The 17,801-nt window shown below is 66.7% G+C and carries 14 protein-coding genes; 6 read left to right on the forward strand and 8 right to left on the reverse strand.

Annotated features, from left to right (window positions below; translation table 11 throughout):
• The 4 genes from ACWV14_RS00240 to ACWV14_RS00255 form a co-directional block, all read right to left on the reverse strand.
• Positions 1 to 1,197, reverse strand: coding sequence for a biosynthetic peptidoglycan transglycosylase (locus ACWV14_RS00240; RefSeq protein ID WP_454901691.1), 1,197 nt, complete (start codon positions 1,195 to 1,197; stop codon positions 1 to 3).
• A gap of 83 nt (positions 1,198 to 1,280) precedes the next feature.
• A complete protein-coding gene (locus ACWV14_RS00245) occupies positions 1,281 to 1,850 on the reverse strand; it encodes a hypothetical protein (protein WP_454901693.1) in 570 nt (189 codons plus the stop codon).
• Entirely contained in the window at positions 1,831 to 2,760 is a 930-nt protein-coding gene (gene xrtQ, locus ACWV14_RS00250) for an exosortase Q (RefSeq protein WP_454901695.1), read from the reverse strand. Before xrtQ ends, ACWV14_RS00245 begins: the two co-directional genes overlap by 20 nt.
• Positions 2,761 to 2,787: 27 nt before the next feature.
• Positions 2,788 to 4,863: a VIT and vWA domain-containing protein gene (locus ACWV14_RS00255; protein ID WP_422089036.1), complete on the reverse strand. Its 2,076-nt coding sequence runs from the start codon at positions 4,861 to 4,863 to the stop codon at positions 2,788 to 2,790.
• Positions 4,864 to 5,069: 206 nt separating this feature from the next.
• On the opposite strand from ACWV14_RS00255, the gene creD reads away from it, so the two are divergent.
• The 4 genes from creD to ACWV14_RS00275 all read left to right on the forward strand — a co-directional run bounded on the left by creD (position 5,070) and on the right by ACWV14_RS00275 (position 10,934).
• Positions 5,070 to 6,536, forward strand: a complete 1,467-nt coding sequence (gene creD / locus ACWV14_RS00260; protein ID WP_454901697.1) for a cell envelope integrity protein CreD — start codon at positions 5,070 to 5,072, stop codon at positions 6,534 to 6,536.
• The gene (locus ACWV14_RS00265) at positions 6,533 to 7,825 is read left to right on the forward strand and encodes a glycoside hydrolase family 3 N-terminal domain-containing protein (RefSeq protein WP_454901699.1); all 1,293 of its coding nucleotides are present in this window, start codon (positions 6,533 to 6,535) and stop codon (positions 7,823 to 7,825) included. The genes creD and ACWV14_RS00265 overlap by 4 nt, the downstream gene beginning before the upstream one ends.
• A 16-nt stretch (positions 7,826 to 7,841) precedes the next feature.
• The gene (locus ACWV14_RS00270; protein WP_454901701.1) at positions 7,842 to 10,244 is read left to right on the forward strand and encodes a penicillin-binding protein 1A; all 2,403 of its coding nucleotides are present in this window, start codon (positions 7,842 to 7,844) and stop codon (positions 10,242 to 10,244) included.
• Between the two features lie 84 nt (positions 10,245 to 10,328).
• Positions 10,329 to 10,934 (forward strand): hypothetical protein, encoded by a 606-nt coding sequence (locus tag ACWV14_RS00275; RefSeq protein ID WP_454901703.1) that lies wholly within the window; start codon positions 10,329 to 10,331, stop codon positions 10,932 to 10,934.
• Positions 10,935 to 10,938: 4 nt separating this feature from the next.
• On the opposite strand, the gene creC is transcribed toward ACWV14_RS00275, so the two are convergent.
• On the reverse strand, positions 10,939 to 12,390 hold the full coding sequence (gene creC / locus ACWV14_RS00280; protein WP_422089031.1) for a two-component system sensor histidine kinase CreC: 1,452 nt from the start codon (positions 12,388 to 12,390) through the stop codon (positions 10,939 to 10,941).
• Positions 12,387 to 13,181 carry a two-component system response regulator CreB gene (creB, locus tag ACWV14_RS00285; RefSeq protein ID WP_454901705.1) on the reverse strand — a complete coding sequence of 265 codons (795 nt, stop codon included), beginning with the start codon at positions 13,179 to 13,181 and terminating at the stop codon, positions 12,387 to 12,389. Before creB ends, creC begins: the two co-directional genes overlap by 4 nt.
• 578 nt (positions 13,182 to 13,759) lie before the next feature.
• Here creB and ACWV14_RS00290 point away from each other — a divergent pair.
• Positions 13,760 to 14,716, forward strand: coding sequence for a YcjF family protein (locus tag ACWV14_RS00290; RefSeq protein WP_454901707.1), 957 nt, complete (start codon positions 13,760 to 13,762; stop codon positions 14,714 to 14,716).
• Between the two features lie 117 nt (positions 14,717 to 14,833).
• Here the strand turns inward: ACWV14_RS00290 and cueR are convergent, their stop codons facing one another.
• Positions 14,834 to 15,235 (reverse strand): Cu(I)-responsive transcriptional regulator, encoded by a 402-nt coding sequence (gene cueR / locus ACWV14_RS00295; protein ID WP_422089028.1) that lies wholly within the window; start codon positions 15,233 to 15,235, stop codon positions 14,834 to 14,836.
• Complete coding sequence (locus ACWV14_RS00300; RefSeq protein WP_422089027.1) at positions 15,232 to 15,426, reverse strand: heavy-metal-associated domain-containing protein; 195 nt, start codon at positions 15,424 to 15,426, stop codon at positions 15,232 to 15,234. Before ACWV14_RS00300 ends, cueR begins: the two co-directional genes overlap by 4 nt.
• 134 nt (positions 15,427 to 15,560) lie before the next feature.
• Here ACWV14_RS00300 and ACWV14_RS00305 point away from each other — a divergent pair, with 134 nt between their 5' ends.
• Positions 15,561 to 17,798: a heavy metal translocating P-type ATPase gene (locus ACWV14_RS00305; protein ID WP_454901710.1), complete on the forward strand. Its 2,238-nt coding sequence runs from the start codon at positions 15,561 to 15,563 to the stop codon at positions 17,796 to 17,798.
• Positions 17,799 to 17,801 lie beyond the last annotated feature (3 nt).

A 17,801-nucleotide genomic window follows, 5' to 3' on the forward strand; every position in this document is an offset into this window, starting at 1 on the left:
TCATTGCGAGACGGCCTCGGGCGCCGTGAACTTCGCCGCGGCCACGCCCTTGAGCAGGGCCTCGCGCTGGTTCCGGTTGATGCCGCGGATGCTTTCGGCGACCCACTTGGTGCGGTCGGCGTCGATGTGGCCGTCGCGCCGCCATTGCTCGAGCACGGCCTGCGGCTTGTGCAGCATGGCCGCGAGCCACACGGCCTGCGCCGGCTCCAGCGTGCGCGCGCTGCGCTTGAAGTAGCGCCGCGCCGCAGCTTCGGCGCCGCAGATGCTGCCGCCCCACGGGGCGTTGTCGAGGTACAGCTGCAGGATGCGGGCCTTGCCCAGCGTCTGCTCCATCTCGACCGCGTAGAGCATCTCGCGCAGCTTGCGTTCGGCGGTGCGGTCGCTGCCCGTCACCAGCAGCTTGGCCAGCTGCTGCGTGAGCGTGCTGCCGCCGCGCTTGGTCTGGCCCGGCTTCTGGTTGTTGTCGATCGACGCGAGGATCTCGGTCAGGTCGTAGCCGGCATGGGTGAAGAAGCGCTGGTCTTCGGCGGCTACCACCGCGCGCGCCAGCCAGCTGTCGTTGGCCAGCCTTGCCGACGGGCCGCAACTGGTCCGTGCATTGAGCATGGCCTCGGTGCCCAGCCCCTCGACGGTGAACTGGCTGATGGTCGGCTGCACCGCGAACGTGGCCTCGGGCAGCAACAGTTGCCCGCGCAGCGCCAGCGTGCCGCCGATGCGCGCGCTGCGCAGCTCCGGCAACGTGGGCACCAGCACCGCATACCAGCGGGCGATGGGGGCATCTTCGACGTTGGCGCTGAGCTGCAGGTTCTTTGGCGAGAGCTTGCCTTCCCAGCGGCCGTGGAGCCGGGTCGTGTCGGTGCTCTCGGGCGTGGCCTCGAAGGTGCCGTTGAGGGTGTTGCCGTCGCGCTTGACGGTGGCCACCAGCCGCTCGACCTTGATTGGCTGGGTGCCGAGTGCCGGCACCTCGGCGCTGCAGGGCGCGCATTGCATTTCGAGCAGCTCGCCGGCGGGCTTCCAGGCGAAGCGCACGGCGCCGGCGCGGGTATCTAGCGAGCGCCCGTCCAGGTAGGGCGCGAACCACGGCGACGTGGCCACGCGCACTGCGGTGGGCACGCCGATCTCGAAATTCAGCGGACCGGCCTTCACCGTGGTGCTCCATTCGCCGGCAGCCGGCGCAAGCGCCAGCTTGACTATCAAAAAGATAGCAACACACGCCGTGATGACAAGGGCCATCAGGCTGAAAAGCACAATTCGCAGGGTCTTCTTCACAGGCTCGTTTCTCAGATCGGTCTGGCCACGGTGACAGCTTGCCACGGTCCATGCGATTGGCCGCTGGCCGCTGCCCAGTACCAGCTAGAAGTGTCTGTGAAAGCCGTGCCCCGGGCGTCGACGATGCGCTCGCAAACACGGATTTTTTGCGCGCCGTGCCGTTGCGCAACAAAACAGCGCCACAGGCGCTCCTGCGCATCGCGTTCCAGCCGGGCCTGCTCGATGCGATAGCCCAGCGCGCGGTAACAGTCGGCTGCCGGGTGCAGCATGCGCGTGGGCTGCTTCACCTCGCGCATCACCAGTGTCTGTGTGCCGTCGGTCATGCGGCCGATGGCGCCCGGAAAGCTGTCGGCGAAGCGCTGTTCCACGTCGCTCAGCGCCAGCGGGCGCAGCGGCACGCCGTCCCACTGGCTGGGCCATTCGTGCGATGCGGCCAGGGCCACCGGCTCGGCCGGCGCACGCATTGCCGCACCGGCCGACCACAGCATGCACAGCAGCATCGCCAGCGCGAAGGCCGACTTGTGGCCGATGCGGTTGATGAAATGGTTGGCGAGCCAGCGCTCAAAGAACGGTGTCGACATGGCGGCCTCCTTGGGTGGTGATCAGGCCCGGGATGGGTTGTGCGGCGAGTTCGGGCACGTGGCGCTCCGGCACCATCAGGCGGGCGATGGCGGCGCACACGACGGCAAGCACCGCCAGGCCCAGCGCGTTGTGAGCCCAAGGCGCCAGCGGATGGCCGGCGCCTTCGAAGGCGATCAGCACGCTGTTGCGCACGATGTTCCCCGCCAGCACCAGCAGCCCGACCATCGGCAGGCGGCGCAGGAAGGTCTGGTCGCCGCGGCGCGCCCACAGCGCGACCGCGCAGGCGGTGAAATAGCCGAGCCAGACCATCTGCACGCCGGAGCAGGGCGCGTCGACGATCACGAGGCGGCCGTCGACCATCAGGCTGGTGCCTTCGCGCATCACCTGGAAGCCGGGCGCAAGCAGCCAGCGGCTCGCCTCGGCCGTGACCACCCGCAGCGGATAGCCCGCATAGAACTGGAGCGACGACAGCAGAGGCAGCGCCAGCACCGCGAGCCCCGCCACCGGCAACCTGCCCACGTTGCGCGGCAGGAAAGCCAGCAGCCCGCAGGCCAGCGCCAGCACCGCCACGAGCCCGGCAGCCAGCGGCGGCAGCGCGGGCAGCACGCCGAGCCCGGTGCGCAGCAAGGTCGCGAGCACGGTGCCCGCGCCAGCCAGCACGAGCCAGCCCAGCCGCGGCGAGGCTCGCAGCTCGCGCCGGCGATTCCAGGTCAGTGCGGCCAGTGCGACCAGCGCCAGCAGGCCCAGCGGATCGTCGGAGCCGTCGCGCATGCGCTGGACCATCCAGGCCCATGTCGGCATCAGCGCCAGGAACTGCAGGCCGAGCCAGCCGGCGGCCGGCGCGCGGTCGATGAAGATGCCCCAGTCGACGATGCGCGGGTGGCGATGGGCAAGTGCTGCCAGAGACATTTTTTTCTTTCTCGGTGGTTCAGGCGTTCAGGCAGTGAAGCGGCGCGCGTCGTTGCGGCGGGCCCGGCGGCGCAGCATGGCGAGCATCGACAGCACGACGGCGATGGCGCCCAGCGTCTCGGGTTCGGGCGTGCTCGGCACCTCGGCGCCTAGCGCCAGCTCGCTCACGCCTTGCGGAAGGGGCAAGGGCTGGTTCACGTCCACGCTGTTCTGCGGCGCCACGTTGCGCACCACCTTGTCGACGGCAATGAAGCTCGTGTACTGGGTGAGCAGGCTGTACTTCAGGCCCAGCTCGGTGATACGGTCCTTGAAGGCCGTGCCGCCTTCCAGCGTTTCCTGGTCGCTCAGGCTCTGAATGCGATGACGCGCCCACAGCGTGCGCAGCGCCGCCGTGTCCTGGCGGGTGCGCTCGTCGATGCGCACTTCCTGGCGATAGGGGCCGCTTGCGCCCTGGCCTTCGATGATCACGCGGCCCTTTGCCTGTCCGCTCGAATCCGCGCGCCACTTGCCGAACACGATCACCGGGCGTTCGCCGAGCACGTCAGGCAGGGCCTGCGGTTCCACGTCGTACACGTCGAGTCCGCCGAAGGTGGCCTTCACGTTCGTGAGCACCGGCGACTCGACCATGCGACGAAAACGCGCCGCCTGCTCGGGCGCCTGGATCGGGTCGGTGATGATGAACGGCTCGCCCATGCCGGCGCGCGCAATGCCTTCCATCAGGCTGCGGTTCACCGACGATCCGATGCCGAAGGCGAACACGTTGGCCTTCGACAGGTTCTTGCGCACCAGATCGAAGGCTTCGCGCTCGACCGTCACGTAGCCGTCGGTCACGACCACCACGGTGCGCGACACCTTGTCTTCCTTCGGCTCGGCATACACGCGCTTGAGCGCCGGGATCAGCTCGGTGCTGCCGCTGCCGCTGTAGTTCTGGATGGTGGCCAGCGCCTGCTCGATGTTGGCGCGCGTGGCCGGCACCGACTTGGGCGAGAGCATCTTGTTGCTGCCCGAGAACAGCAGCACGTTGAAGGTGTCGCTCGGGCGCAGGCCGCCGATCAGGCGCTCGAGCACCGTCTTCGCCGTGTCGAGCGGAAAGCCGTGCATCGAGCCCGAGATGTCGACCACGAAGATGTAGTCGCGCGGCGAAATGGCGCTGGCGGCCACGGCCTTGGGCGGCTCGACCATCGCGAGGAAGAAGTTCTCGGCGTTCTCTCCCTGGCCCTTGTAGAGCATCAGGCCCGATTCGATCTTCTCGCCGGCCAGGCGGTAGTCGAGCACGAAGTCGCGGTTGTCCGCGGGGCGGCCATCGGCGGTGAGCACGACGTCGGCGTGCTTGTCTTCGTCGCTCTTCTTCACGTCGATGGCGTGCGTGGTCGAGCGGATTTCCTTCAGGCCCATCGGCGTGTCGATGCTGGCCTTGAGCTTGAAGCTGGTGCCGCTCGCCACGCCTTCGGCGAGCGTGGGCTGCGCCACCCACTTGGCCTGTGCGTTGGCCGACTGCGGGCTGTTGTAGCGCGGGCCCACCACGGTCGGAAACACGAACTCGTAGTTGCCCGACTGCGGCACCAGCAGTTCGGTGTAGCGCAGCTCCACCTTCACGTCGTCGCCCGGCATGATGTTGGCGACGTTCATCTGGAACACGTTGGGCAGGTGCTGCTCCAGCAGTGCGGCGGTCTTGCCCTCTTTCTTGGCGGTGTCGTATTCGATCTGAGCCTGCTGCTTCTCGCGGATCTGCGCGGTGATGAGCCGGTCGGCCAGCCGCACGTTGAGGCCGCTCACTGCGGCCTTGGTCGATCCGGGGAAAACATACTTGGCCTCGATGGCGCGCCGGCCTTCGTTGCGATAGGTCTGCGTGACCGTCACGTCGGCGATCACGCCAGAGATCTTCACGGCCACCTCCGTGCCCTTCAGGGGCAGGCGGTCGACCGAGGGGTCGTCGCTCTTGACGAAGAAGTACGGGCTCTCTGTCTTCAGGCGCGGGCCGGCAGGCGCTTCCTGCGCATGCAGCGGGCGCACGCTCAATGCGACGAAGGCCACGGTCGCCAGGCTCACGGTGGCGAGCCAGAGCCAGCGGCCGGGGCGTGGAGTGGTGGGGGCGTCGTTCATGGCGGTGTCCTTGCTCGTGCGAACTTGCACGGACATGACTGTCGCCACCGCGCGAGAAGCCAGTTGGAAGGCTCCTTGAAGTCGAACAAGCCGGTTCCCCGCTGTGTGAAGTCTGTGTGAAGGGAAGCGCGCAGGGTGCTTCACACAGCCTTCGGGTCGCGCGAACAGCATCGCCGCTTCACCGATACCGACGAGGAGAGAAAAACATGCTTCAGTTGTTGAAGGCCCTGCAGAGTTCGATGCTGGTCAAGGTGGCCGGCCTGTTCTTCCTGCTGTTGCTGTTGTGCATTCCGCTCGCGGAAATCGATTCGATCAACCGCGAGCGCGGCGAAAGCCAGCGCGAAGCGGGCCACGAGCTTGCCGCCACCTATGCCGGCCGCCAGACGGTGGTCGGCCCGTTGCTGCTGGTGCCGTATGTCGAACGCTGGATGGAGCCGCTGCGCAACGCGCAAGGCAAGGTGATCGGCCAGGAGCCGCGCAGCAAGGAAATGGCCCACGTGGTGTTCCCCGACAAGCTGCACATCGAAGGCACGATGGCGCCGCAGGAGCGCTACCGCGGCATCTTCAGGATTCCGTTCTATACGCTGAATGCCACGCTCGGCGGCGGCTTCGCGGCCTTCGACCCAAAAACCGTTTCGCACAGCGAGGCCGATTCGAAGATCGAGTTCAAGGCCCCGTTCGTTGCCTTCAACGTGAGCGACCTGCGCGGCCTCGACGGCTCGCCCACAGTGGCGATGGGCGGCGAGGTGCTCCGCTTCAGGCAGCGCGTGCCCGGCCTGGCCGACGATGCCTGGTTTGCCGACGGCATCCATGCACCCGTCACCGGTGCCGCGCTCGCCGCATGGCAGGCCGGCACCCCGGTCGCCTTCGAAATGAAGATCGGCCTCGTCGGGCAGGACACCCTGGCCATCGCGCCCATTGCCGAGGAAACGACCGCGCATCTCACCTCGCCCTGGGCCCATCCGAGCTTCGGCGGCCGCTTTCTCGCGGCCGAGCGCAGCGTGACGCCGCAAGGATTCGACGCGCACTGGCGCGTGTCCTCACTCGTCACCTCGGCACGCGAGCAGGTGCGTTCCGGTCTTTCAGGCCGTGGCGGCCCCGCCGACGGCAACACGGCGGACGTGGCCAGCGCGAACACCACGGTCGCCAACATGAACATGCCGCGCCGCAATATCGGTCCGCTGCAGACCTTCGACGTATCGCTCGCGCAGCCTATCAACGTCTATTCGATGAGCACGCGCGCCGGCAAGTACGGCGCACTCTTCATCGGCCTGGTGCTGATGGCGGCCTTCATGTTCGAGCTGTTCCGCAAGCTGCGGCTGCATCCGATCCAGTACGGCCTGGTGGGCCTGTCGATTGCGTTGTTCTTCCTGCTGCTGCTCGCGTTGTCGGAGAAGTTCGCGTTCTGGATGGCCTACGCCGGTGCCGCTGCAGCCAGCGTCGTCCTGCTGGCGGTCTATTTCAGCGCGGTGCTGGAGGGCTGGCGGCGCGGGTTGTCTTTCGGCGCCTTCGTGGCGTTGCTGTACGGCGCGCTCTACGGGCTACTCGCATCGGAAAGCAATGCGCTGCTGCTCGGCGCATTGCTGATCTTCGGCATGCTGGCCGTGCTGATGCTCGTCACGCGCAAGGTCGACTGGTATGCGCTCTCGCGCCGTGCCGACAACATGCCATGAGAGCGCTGCGGATCATCGCCGGAGCGCTGGGCTGGCTTGCCCTGGCCGTGATGTGGTTCTGGGCATGGCACCTGAAAGACCCGCATCTGCGTTTCATGCGTGCGTGGGAGCTGGGTCTGCTGCTGGGAGCGCTCGCCGTGGGTATCGCCGTCGCTTGGCGGTTCGCGCGGGGCAGGCTGCGTCCCGTGGCATTGGGCGTGGCCTTCGCGGCCTTGCTCACTGCCCTGGCCAACGAGGCCGCATCGCGCCAGCACCGGGCCGAGGTCGAAGCCGCATCGGGCCCCGTCGCTCAGGCGCTCGGTGCACGCTTCGTCGTCGGCTACGACGATGCGGCGCAGTTGCGCGACCGCGTGCGCAAGGGCCTGATCGGCGGAATTTTCGTGACCGGCCGTAATGTGAAAGGCCGCACCGCCACAGAATTGCGCGACGAAATCGCGAGCCTGCAGGCGCTGCGCCTAGAAGCCGGACTTCCGCCGCTGGTGGTCGCGACCGACCAGGAGGGCGGCGCCGTCTCTCGGCTCTCCCCGCTGGTCGAGCCGCAACCCGCGCTGGCCACACTGCTGGACGCCGACGTCTCCGACGAGGAACTCGCGCAACGCGCCCACGCCTACGGCGCACAGCAGGGCAGGGCGCTCGCTGCTTTAGGCATCACACTCAATTTCAGCCCGGTGGTCGACCTGCGCCCAGGCCGCGCGCCGGGCCGCTGGGACCTTCACACCCGCATCGACGAACGTGCCATTTCGGCCGACCCGGCCATCACCGCGCAGGTGGCGCTCGCTTACGAGCAAGGCCTTGAATCTGCTGGCGTTCGCGGCACGCTCAAGCACTTTCCCGGCCTGGCCGGAGTGACCGAGGACACGCACCATTTCGCCGCCGTGCTGCACACGCCGGCGGCCCGGCTTGCAACACATGACTGGAAACCATTTCAAGAAGTATCGAAACAATCTGACGCAGCGATCATGCTGGGTCATGTGATCCTTCCGGAACTCGACGCGGAACATCCAGTCTCTTTCTCGCGCAGAATCGTGCGGCAGGTGATTCGGGGCGAGTGGGGCTATCAGGGCCTGCTCGTCACAGACGACCTCACGATGTGCGCGGCCTACAACCGCGGTCTTTGCGACGCCACCGTCCGCGCCCTCGGCGCCGGGGTGGATCTGCTGCTGATCGCCTACGACCACGACAAGTACTTCGACGCCATGCACTGCGCGCTGCAGGCCGCGCAGCGCGGCGCACCCGATCTCCTGTTGCCGGAACGCGACGACGCGCGGCGGCTCCAATCTTCTCGCTAGCTAGCCAGTAATTCCTATGTTCAAACGCTCAAGCTCCACCCCCCCCGACGACGACGGTTCCGCGCCGGCCGATCCGAATCGCCGCTGGAAACGCATTGCCGGATGGGGTGCCGTGGTGGTGGGTTCCGGCGCGCTGGTGGTGCTGGTCGCCGCCATCGTGGCCGTGGTGGCCATCTATCCGAAGCTGCCCGATGTCTCGGAGCTGTCCGACTACCGCCCGAAGCTGCCGTTGCGCGTGTACTCGACCGAAGGCCAGCTGATCGGCGAGTTCGGCGAAGAGCGCCGCAACCTCACGCCTTTCGCGAACATCCCGAAGGTCATGAAAGACGCGGTGCTGGCCGTGGAAGACGCGCGCTTCTACGACCACGGCGGCGTCGACTACAAGGGCTTCCTGCGTGCGGCTGTCGCCAGCCTGAAGGGCGGGCGCAAGCAGGGCGCCTCGACCATCACGATGCAGGTCGCGCGCAACGTGTACCTGAGCTCCGAGCGGACCATGAGCCGCAAGACCTACGAGATATTGCTGGCGATGCGGCTCGAGCAGCAGCTCACCAAGGACCAGATCCTCGAGATCTACCTGAACCAGATCTACCTGGGCAACCGTGCCTACGGTTTCGCCGCCGCCGCCGAGACCTACTTCGGCAAGCCGCTGCAGGACGTGACCGTCGCCGAGGCCGCCATGCTGGCGGGCCTGCCCAAGGCGCCCGGCGCCAACAACCCCGTGGCCAACCCGCGCCGCGCGCGGGCACGCCAGCTCTACGTGATCGACCGCATGCAGGAAACCGGCTTCATCACCGCCGAGCAGGCGGCCGCCGCGAAGAAAGAAGAACTGCACCTGCGCGATGCCGCTGACCCGAACCGCCTGCATGCCGAGTACGTGGCCGAAACCGTGCGCCAGATGATGTACGCGCAGTACGGCGACAGCATCTACACCAGCGGCCTGAAGGTCTACACCTCGCTGGTCGCGGCCGACCAGGCCGCAGCCTACAAGTCGCTGCGCAAGGGCATCATGGACTACGAGCGCCGCCAGGCCTATCGCGGTCCCGAGAAGTTCGTCGACCTGCCGACCGAGCAGAAGGAAATCGACGAGGCCGTGGACGACGCACTGGCCGAACACCCCGACAACGGCGACGTGATCGCGGCCGTGGTGCTCGATGCCAATCCGAAGGAAATCAGCGCCGTGCGCGCCAACGGCGAAACCATCCAGATCACCGGCGAAGGCCTGAAGCCCGCGCAGTCGGGCCTCGCGGCCAAGGCGCCGCCCAACATCAAGATCCGCCGCGGCGCGGTGATCCGCGTCGCGAAGACGCCCAAGAACACCTGGGAGATCACGCAGCTGCCCGAGGTCGAGGCGGCCTTCATCGGCATGGACCCGCGCTCCGGTGCCATCAAGGCATTGGTGGGTGGCTTCGATTTCGGCAAGAACAAGTTCAACCACGTGACGCAGGCCTGGCGCCAGCCGGGCTCGAGCTTCAAGCCCTTCATCTACTCGGCCGCGCTCGAAAAGGGCTTCACGCCCGCGACCGTGGTGAATGACGCACCGCTGTACTTCGATGCCAGCGCCAACGGCGGCCAGCCGTGGGAGCCGAAGAACTTCGAAGGCACCTACGAAGGCCCGATGCCGCTGCGCACCGCGCTCATGAAATCGAAGAACCTGGTGACGCTGCGCGTGCTGCAGTCCATCGGCGCGCCCTACGCGCAGGACTGGGTCACGAAGTTCGGTTTCGACAAGGACAAGCAACCCGCCAACCTGCCGATGGGCCTGGGCGCCGGCTCGGTCACGCCGATGCAGATGGCAGTGGGCTATTCGGTGTTCGCCAACGGCGGCTACCGCGTCAATCCGTATCTCGTGACGAAGGTGACCGACATGAAAGGCAAGGTCTTGATGGAAACCGAGCCGCCGGTGCTCGACGAATCGCGCCGTGCCATTCCGCAGCGCAACGCCTTCATCATGAGTTCGCTGCTGCAGAGCGTGGTGCGCAACGGCACCGGCTTCAAGGCCTACCAGACGCTCAAGCGCGACGACCTCTACGGCAAGACCGGTACCACCAACGACTCCTTCGACACCTGGTTCGCCGGCTTCCAGCCGACCATGGTCGGCGTGGCCTGGGTCGGCTACGACACGCCGCGGCAGCTCGGCGTGCGCGGCGAAACCGGCGGCAGCCTGAGCCTGCCGATCTGGACCGGCTACATGCAGACCGCGCTGCAGGGCGTGCCCGTGACGCAGCCGGCCGAACCGCCGGGCGTGGTGCGCGTCGACGGCGAGCTGTACTTCGACGACTTCACGCCGGGCCACAACGTGGCAAGCCTGGGCCTGGACAGCACCGAGGCGCCGCCGCCGGTGGAGGAACTCACGAGCGCGCCCATCGGCGCACCGCCGCCGCCTGAAGAACGCAACAAGATCCTCGATTTCTTCCGCTAGCGCATTGCCGCGAAAAACAAGGCGGGATGGCGGTGCCTACACTCGGTGCTGCTTCCCGCCTTTTTCTTTTATTCCCCCGCATCCATGGAAATTCTTACTCTGGTGGCACTCATCGCCGCCGGCTTCTACATCCTCAAGTCCAGAGACCAGCGACAGCGCATCGCACTGCTGGTCAGCCACCTCGGCCGCTACCAGATCGAAAAGCTGATGGAGAGCCTCACGTCGGGCTACCTGCGCTGCCTCGGCGAGGACGACGCCGAGCGCCGCCAGCAGATCTGGAGCCTGCTCGACTCCACCGAGGAAAAGCTCGCGGGCCAGTTCGACAGCTTCGCCGCCGAGTTCTCGCGCCTGCCCGAGCAGCTCACGCGCGTGAGCAAGCTGCCGGTGGGAATCCCGATGGCCACCACCATCTTCCCGGCCGCGAGCTTCGACTTCCGCCAGGCCCTGCTGATCCACGCGCGCGGCATTGCCGGCGTGATGCGCAACGAGTCGAACCGCACGCCCAAGTCCAAGGCCTTCACCATGTCGGCCGAGCTGTTCCTGATGCAGCACACCTGCCACTGGTACTGCAAGTCGAAGACCGTGGCGTCGGCGCGCATGCTTGCGCGGCACCAGACCTCGTATGAGCAGCTGCTCGATGCGGTGAGCCCGGAGACGCGCAGCGCCTACGGTGCGCTCACCGGCCAATGACCGCTCAGTGATTCCGCCCGGCATGTGACAGGAGCGGCAGCGTGAGCGTCGCCACCGCGCCGCCGCGCGATGCATTGCCCAGTTCGATGCGCCCACGGTGCAAGGTCGCGATCTCCTTCACGAACGCCAGCCCCAGGCCCGTGCTTTTCTTCTTGCTGTGCGGCCTGGCCAGCGAATAGAACTTCTGAAAAACCTTTTCCTGCGCGTATTCCGGAATACCCGGTCCGTGGTCGCGCACGCTCACGCGCGCCAGCCTCGAGGTGGTCTCCAGCGTGAGCAGCACCTCGCTATCGCGCGGTGAAAAATCGATTGCGTTGTCCAGCAGATTGCTGATCGCGCGGCGCAGCAAAAAGGGGTCGCCTTCCGTGCTGGCTTCACTGCGGATGTTCACCAGCAGCTTGATGTTGCGCTTGGCTGCCGCGGGCTGGGCGCTGATGGCGATGTCGTCGATCAGCGAAGCCAGCGCGACCGGCTCGGTGCGGTCGAGCGCGCGCCGCGTCTCCAGCGCGGTGAGTTCCATCATGCGGTCGACGATTTCCTGGATGCGCTGCGTCTCTCGCTCGATGTTCACCAGGAAGCGTTCGCGCTCCGCGTGCGGCATCGACGGTTCCTGCAGCAGCTCGGCCGCGCCGCGAATGGCCGAGAGCGGGCTCTTCACTTCGTGGGTGAAGGTCTGCACGTAGTCGGCCACGTAGTTGCGCCCCGTCAATGCGTCGCGCATTTCGCTGAAGCCACTGCGCACGCCGTCGATGGCCCGGCGCACCATGCGCGACAGGCTCAGGGTGCGCTGCGCGCGCACCCATGTCCAGTAGTCGCGGATCAGCCCGAAGGGCCGCACCAGCCATACCGACACGATCAGCGCCAGCAACAGCAGCGCGAGCCCTGAGCCCACGCCGACCCACAGCGTGCGTGCCCGCGCGTCTTCCACGAACTGGCCGAAGCTCTGGACCGGCTTGCCCACGCTGACCATGCCGACGATCTCGTTGTTCCAGCGGATCGGCGCGCCCACGTACATGACCGAGGTGCGAGGGTCGCCGTCGACGTCGCGCGAAGTGCGCGCACCGTAAAGCCCGGCCAGCGTGCGGCTCACGTCCATCCATTGCGAATAGTCGGCGCCGAGATGCCTGCCGAGCGAATCGAACATCACGCGGCCGTTGCGGTCGGTCACGTACACGCGCAACTCGACCTGGCTCTTGTGCAGGTTGTAGATCTGCGCCGAGAACTCGCGCGCATAGGCTGTGCGGAACAGCGGCTCGAGGCGCGCGGTGTTGATGGCGCCGGCGATCACGTCCTGCTCGACCAGGCTGGCCAGCAGCTGCGAGGTCTCGACCAGCGATTCCTCGGCCGACTCGCGGTAGCGCGGGTCGATGTCCGAGACCACGCGGTACAGCAGGAAGGCGATGCCTGCCGTGTAGATCAGCAGGATGCCAATGAATATCCGCGTGCGCCTTGTCACGGCGCCTTGGCCGGCAATTCTTCGTTCAGTGCATAGCCGGTGCCGCGCAAGGTGCGGATCGGCTCGACATCCGGCGCGACTGCCTTGAGCTTGGCGCGCAGGGTCTTGATGTGCGCGTCTACCGTGCGGTCGAAGCTGTCGCTCGAGTCGTCCCAGACCAGTTCGAGCAGTTCGTCGCGCGTGAAAACGCGCCCCGGGCGCTGCACCAGCAATTTCAGCAGTCCGTATTCGTAGCGCGAGAGTTCGAGCAGGCGTCCGTAATACCGGATCTGCATCCGCTCGATGTCCAGCGAAAACGGCATTGCAGGGGGTTGAGGGGCTGCATGAGGCGCGTGGGCGCCGATTTGATGGGGTACCCCATGGTTCGGCACCGGAGCTGTTCCCGGGCTTCCTGGCGCGTTTCGGGCGCTGCGTCGCAGGATGGTCCGTACGCGAGCGACCAGTTCACGCGGAGAGAACGGCTTGGCGATGTAGTCGTCGGCACCCAGTTCGAGGCCCACCACGCGGTCTATCTCGTCGCTGCGGGCGGTCAGGAAGACCATCGGCACCTCCGGTCCGCCCATCGATTGATTCAACGCCTGGAGGCGTTTGAAGAGTTCGAAGCCGTTGAGATCGGGCAATCCGATGTCCAGGATGGCCAGCGCGGGTGGTTCCTGGGCGAACTGCGCGATCGCTTCCTCGGCCGTGGCGCACCAGATGGGCGTGAAACCGTCGCTTTTCAGGACGTATTGCAGCGTGTCGGCGATGCCCGATTCGTCTTCGGCAATCAGGATCCGGGGTTTGAAGCTCATCCCGCGGATGTTACCGACGGGGGACCGCGCCGGGAGGACCGGTTTTCGATCGAGGCGCCGGGGCCGGCGCGGCCTTTCGCGGCTTTTTTTTCGGGCGAGGCCTGTCCCTTTCCCATCTTCTTATTCTTCTTATTCAAATTAGTAGTAGTAGATAAGGGTTGGCACCTTCTGTGGACATGCCGCTTTTTTCGTTATGCGACAACGACTTGTCATGCCCGTGTCACTGTGCGCAGCCGCGCTTTCGGGATGTACCCGGCAAATGAACAACTTTGGGTAACCCGACCGCGCTGTGGATAACCGATGGCTTGTGCCAGAACTGTCCCCAGAGTTGTCCTTTGACACCCCTGCGGAAATCTGCGAAAGACGTTTTTCGGGCAGGGAAATCCATTGCGCAAAAATAAGGCAGTCTGTAGATTCCCTTTGAAAATCAATAACTTGCAACGGCCCTACACAGAAGCTCCGACGTTATCCACAGAGTTGCTCAAGTTTTGTGGGGAGAACGTGCCCAAGGAGGCCGCGCCGTTGCCGGCAAGAAAAACACAGCCCTTCTTCACATTGCAAATTACGAAATATCGAAAATGACACCTTCTGAAACACGGGCCATCGTGACTCTCAGCCTGCTGGCGGCCTTCGTCGACGGCGAAAAGCACGAACGCGAACGCGCCGAGATCAAGCGGATCGCGGAGGGCCTGTCCCAGGCCGACGGCCTGAACCTGCCAACGCTCTACCAGGACGTGCTGATGAAGCGGGTGTCGCTGGCGTCGGTGGCGGGTGAGCTGAAAAGCACCGAGTCGCGGCAGCTCGCCTACGAAATGGCGGTGTGCGTGTGCGATGCCGACGGCGTGCAATCGGACTCCGAACGCATGTTCCTGGCGGACGTGCGCACCTCGCTGGGGCTGGATGTGTCGGCCGCCGGTTTCTCGCAGCAGGCGGAAGAAATCGCAGCGGTGCCGGTGGCGGCAACGGCGGCCACTGCCGCGGCAGCCGGCACGGCGGTGGCTACCGCGCCGGGCTCACCCGACAGCGCCGAACTCGACAAGTCCATCCTGAACGCCGCCATCCTCAACGGCGCGCTCGAGCTGCTGCCCGAGACGCTGTCGACGATGGCGATCATTCCGCTGCAGATGAAGCTGGTCTACCGCATCGGCCAGGCGCACGGCTACCAGCTGGACAGCGGCCACATCAAGGATTTCCTGGCCACGGTCGGCGTGGGCCTGACTTCGCAGTACCTGGAACAGGCCGGGCGCAAGCTGCTCGGCGGCTTGCTCGGCAAGGTGGGCGGCGGCCTGTTGCGCGGGCTGGGCAACCAGGCCGTGAGTTCGGGAATGAGCTTCGCCTCGACCTATGCGCTGGGCCATGTGGCCAAGCGCTACTACGCCGGCGGCCGCACGCTCTCGGCACAGATGCTGAAGGACGCGTTCTCCGGCGTGGTGAAGGAAGGGCAGAGCCTGCAGACGCAGTACCTGCCGGCCATCCAGGAGAAGGCCCGCACGCTGGATGCGGGCAAGGTGCTGTCGCTGGTGCGCGGGGCCTGACTGGGGCGCTCCCCCAGGCTTCGCGCACTTCGTGTCGCTTCTCCTACCCCCTCGCCGGGGGCAACACCAGCGGCCCGGCAAAGCCGGTTCCGCGGTGTTTCTGGACGAGAGCGTTTGCTAGACCTTGCCCAGGTCGTCGAGGATGGGGCAGTCGGGCCTGGCGTCCCCGTGGCAGCAGTGGACCAGGTGGGCCAGCGTGTTGCGCATCGACTGCATGTCGGCAATGCGCTGCTCCAATTCGCCGAGATGCTTTTCGGCAATGCGCTTCACGCTCGAACTGGCGCGCCGGCGGTTGTGCCACAGCCCCACCAGTTCCGAGATTTCCTCCATCGAGAAGCCGAGGTCGCGCGAGCGCTTGATGAAGCGCAGCGTGTGGATGTCGGCATCGTCGTACTGTCGGTAGCCGCTCTCGGTGCGTGCCACCGCCGGCAGCAGGCCGAGCCCTTCGTAGTGTCGGACCATGCGGGCCGACACTCCGGAGCGCTGCGCCGCTTCGCCGATGGTGACGTGGCCTGTCATTGGACGGTGTAGCCCGCGTTCTCGATGGCGGCGACTATGTCCTTGCGCGGCTGGTCGCTCAGCACGTCGACGTGGCCGGTGGGGAGATCCACCGTCACTTGCGCTTCGGGGTCGACCGTCTGTACGGCGTTCTGTACCGCGTTCACGCAGTGGCCGCAGCTCATGCCCGTGACCTGGAATTTCTGGCTCATCGTCTTTGCTCCTGTTGAAGTGAGTGGGGGAAGAGGATGCAAGTCTGAACCCTCTCACGATGTCAATGTCCAGCGAAGGGGCTCTGAAAATTTCCGCTTGACCTTGCCACGGTGTGAGGCTTTAGCCTCGGCATATGGAAAATATTCTGCAGCAGCCCCAGACCACGTTCGACCTTTCGGTCGGCGGCATGACCTGCGCTTCATGCGTGATGCGTGTCGAGCGCGCACTCAAGAACGTGCCCGGCGTGCAGGACGTCAGCGTGAACCTTGCGACCGAGTCGGCGCGCATCGTGGCGGCGCCGGGCGACGACATCGACCTGCGCGTGCGCCGTGCGGTGCGTGCCGCGGGCTACGAACCGCGCGCGGCGGCAAGCGCGGCCGACGAAGCCGCGGCGCTGTCGCCGTGGCACGGCTTCGGCCCGGTTGCCGTCGGCCTGCTGCTGTCGATTCCGCTGATGGCGCCGATGGTCGGCAGCCCGTTCGGGCAAGACTGGATGCTGCCGCCCTGGGTGCAGCTGCTGCTCGCGGCGCCGGTGCAGTTCTGGCTTGGCGCGCGCTTCTACCGCGCGGGCTGGCATGCCGCGAAGGCGCGCACCGGCAACATGGACCTGCTGGTGGCGCTGGGCACCAGCGCGGCCTTCGGGTTGTCGCTCTGGCTGTGGTGGCGCGCGGCCACCGGCGAGCACGCCGGCCATGGAGAAATGCCGCATCTCTATTTCGAAGCTTCAGCCGTGGTCATCACATTGGTGATGCTCGGCAAGTGGCTCGAGGCGCGCGCCAAGCGCCAGGCCACGTCGGCCATCCGTGCGCTGCAGCAGTTGCGCCCTGAGGTGGCTCACCTGGTTGGTGCGCGCGGCAAGGAAAGCGATGTGCCGCTGGCCGAAGTGATGGTCGGCGACCACCTGGTGGTGCGGCCCGGCGAACGGGTGCCGGCCGATGCGCGAGTGATCGAAGGGCAGTCCGAGGTCGACGAGTCGATGCTCACCGGCGAGCCGCTGCCCGTGTCGAAGGGGCCCGGCGATGCATTGACGGGCGGCGCCGTGAACGGCGACGGCCGCATGGTGATCGAGGTGAGCGCGGTGGGTGCAGAGAGCGTGCTCGCGCGCATCATCCGGCTGGTCGAAGATGCGCAGGCCGCGAAGGCGCCGATCCAGCGGCTGGTGGACAAGGTCGCGGCCGTGTTCGTGCCGGTGGTGCTTTTGATCGCGCTCGTCACGCTGGCTGGCTGGCTGATTGCGGGCGCGGGCATCGAGACGGCACTCATCCATGCGGTGGCGGTGCTCGTCATCGCTTGCCCCTGTGCCCTGGGTCTCGCGACGCCGGTGGCGGTGATGGCCGGCACCGGGGTGGCGGCGAAGCACGGCATTCTCATCAAGGATGCGCGTGCGCTTGAAATTGCGCACCGCGTTGACACGGTGGCCTTCGACAAGACCGGCACGCTGACGCTGGGCCGGCCCGTGCTGACGGAACTGTTGCCGGTGGCGGGTGCCATTGAGGCAGAAGAAAAGTTGCTGGCGGTCGCTGCCAGCCTGCAAGGCGGCAGCGAGCATCCGCTCGCGAAGGCGGTGCTGGCCGCTGCCGCACAGCGCAACCTGCAGGCTCCCGCGTTGAGTGCGATGCAGGCCATGCCGGGCCGCGGCGTGCGCGGCGATGTCGACGGCGCGACCTGGGCCATCGCCAGCCTGCGCTGGTGCCGTGAACTCGACGCCATGCCCGATGCGGCCGATGTCGATCGCCTGCAGGCCAAGGGCGCGACGGTGTCCGCGCTGCTGCGTTTCGACGAGGCCGGCGCGGCGCATGTGCAGGCGCTGCTGGCCTTTGCCGACGAACCCAAGCCGCAGGCCGCCGAAGCCATTCGCACGCTGCGTGCGCGCGGCCTTCGCGTGGTGATGATCTCGGGCGACAACCTGCGTGCCGCGCAAGCGATGGCGGCCCGGCTGGGCATTGCCCCGGAAGACGTTCGCGCCGACGTGCTGCCGGCCGACAAGGCCGCGCAGGTTGCTGCCCTGAGAAAGAACGGGCACGTGGTGGCCATGGTCGGCGACGGTGCCAACGACGCGCCTGCGCTGGCGGCGGCCGATGTCGGCATCGCGATGGCGCCTTCGGGCGGCGGTACCGACGTGGCAATGGAAGCGGCCGGCATCACGCTGATGCGCGGCGACCTCGCGCTGGTGGCGCAGGCCTTCGAACTCTCGGGCCGCACGGTCTCGAAGATCCGGCAGAACCTGTTTTGGGCCTTTGCCTACAACGTGGCCGGCATTCCGCTCGCGGCCTTCGGCCTGCTGAGCCCGGTGGTGGCCGGTGCGGCGATGGCGCTGTCCAGCGTGAGCGTGATGGCCAATGCGCTGCTGCTGCGGCGCTGGAAGCCCTGACGC

Source organism: Variovorax durovernensis, from assembly GCF_977011995.1.

Bases quoted from the DNA above. Each gene is read 5' to 3' on its own strand.
- ACWV14_RS00245 (WP_454901693.1), bottom strand. From the start codon at position 1,850: ATGTCGACACCGTTCTTTGAGCGCTGGCTCGCCAACCATTTCATCAAC.
- xrtQ (WP_454901695.1), bottom strand. From the start codon at position 2,760: ATGTCTCTGGCAGCACTTGCCCATCGCCACCCGCGCATCGTCGACTGG.
- ACWV14_RS00255 (WP_422089036.1), bottom strand. From the start codon at position 4,863: ATGAACGACGCCCCCACCACTCCACGCCCCGGCCGCTGGCTCTGGCTC.
- creD (WP_454901697.1), top strand. From the start codon at position 5,070: ATGCTTCAGTTGTTGAAGGCCCTGCAGAGTTCGATGCTGGTCAAGGTG.
- ACWV14_RS00265 (WP_454901699.1), top strand. From the start codon at position 6,533: ATGAGAGCGCTGCGGATCATCGCCGGAGCGCTGGGCTGGCTTGCCCTG.
- ACWV14_RS00270 (WP_454901701.1), top strand. From the start codon at position 7,842: ATGTTCAAACGCTCAAGCTCCACCCCCCCCGACGACGACGGTTCCGCG.
- ACWV14_RS00275 (WP_454901703.1), top strand. From the start codon at position 10,329: ATGGAAATTCTTACTCTGGTGGCACTCATCGCCGCCGGCTTCTACATC.
- creB (WP_454901705.1), bottom strand. From the start codon at position 13,181: ATGAGCTTCAAACCCCGGATCCTGATTGCCGAAGACGAATCGGGCATC.
- ACWV14_RS00290 (WP_454901707.1), top strand. From the start codon at position 13,760: ATGACACCTTCTGAAACACGGGCCATCGTGACTCTCAGCCTGCTGGCG.
- cueR (WP_422089028.1), bottom strand. From the start codon at position 15,235: ATGACAGGCCACGTCACCATCGGCGAAGCGGCGCAGCGCTCCGGAGTG.
- ACWV14_RS00300 (WP_422089027.1), bottom strand. From the start codon at position 15,426: ATGAGCCAGAAATTCCAGGTCACGGGCATGAGCTGCGGCCACTGCGTG.
- ACWV14_RS00305 (WP_454901710.1), top strand. From the start codon at position 15,561: ATGGAAAATATTCTGCAGCAGCCCCAGACCACGTTCGACCTTTCGGTC.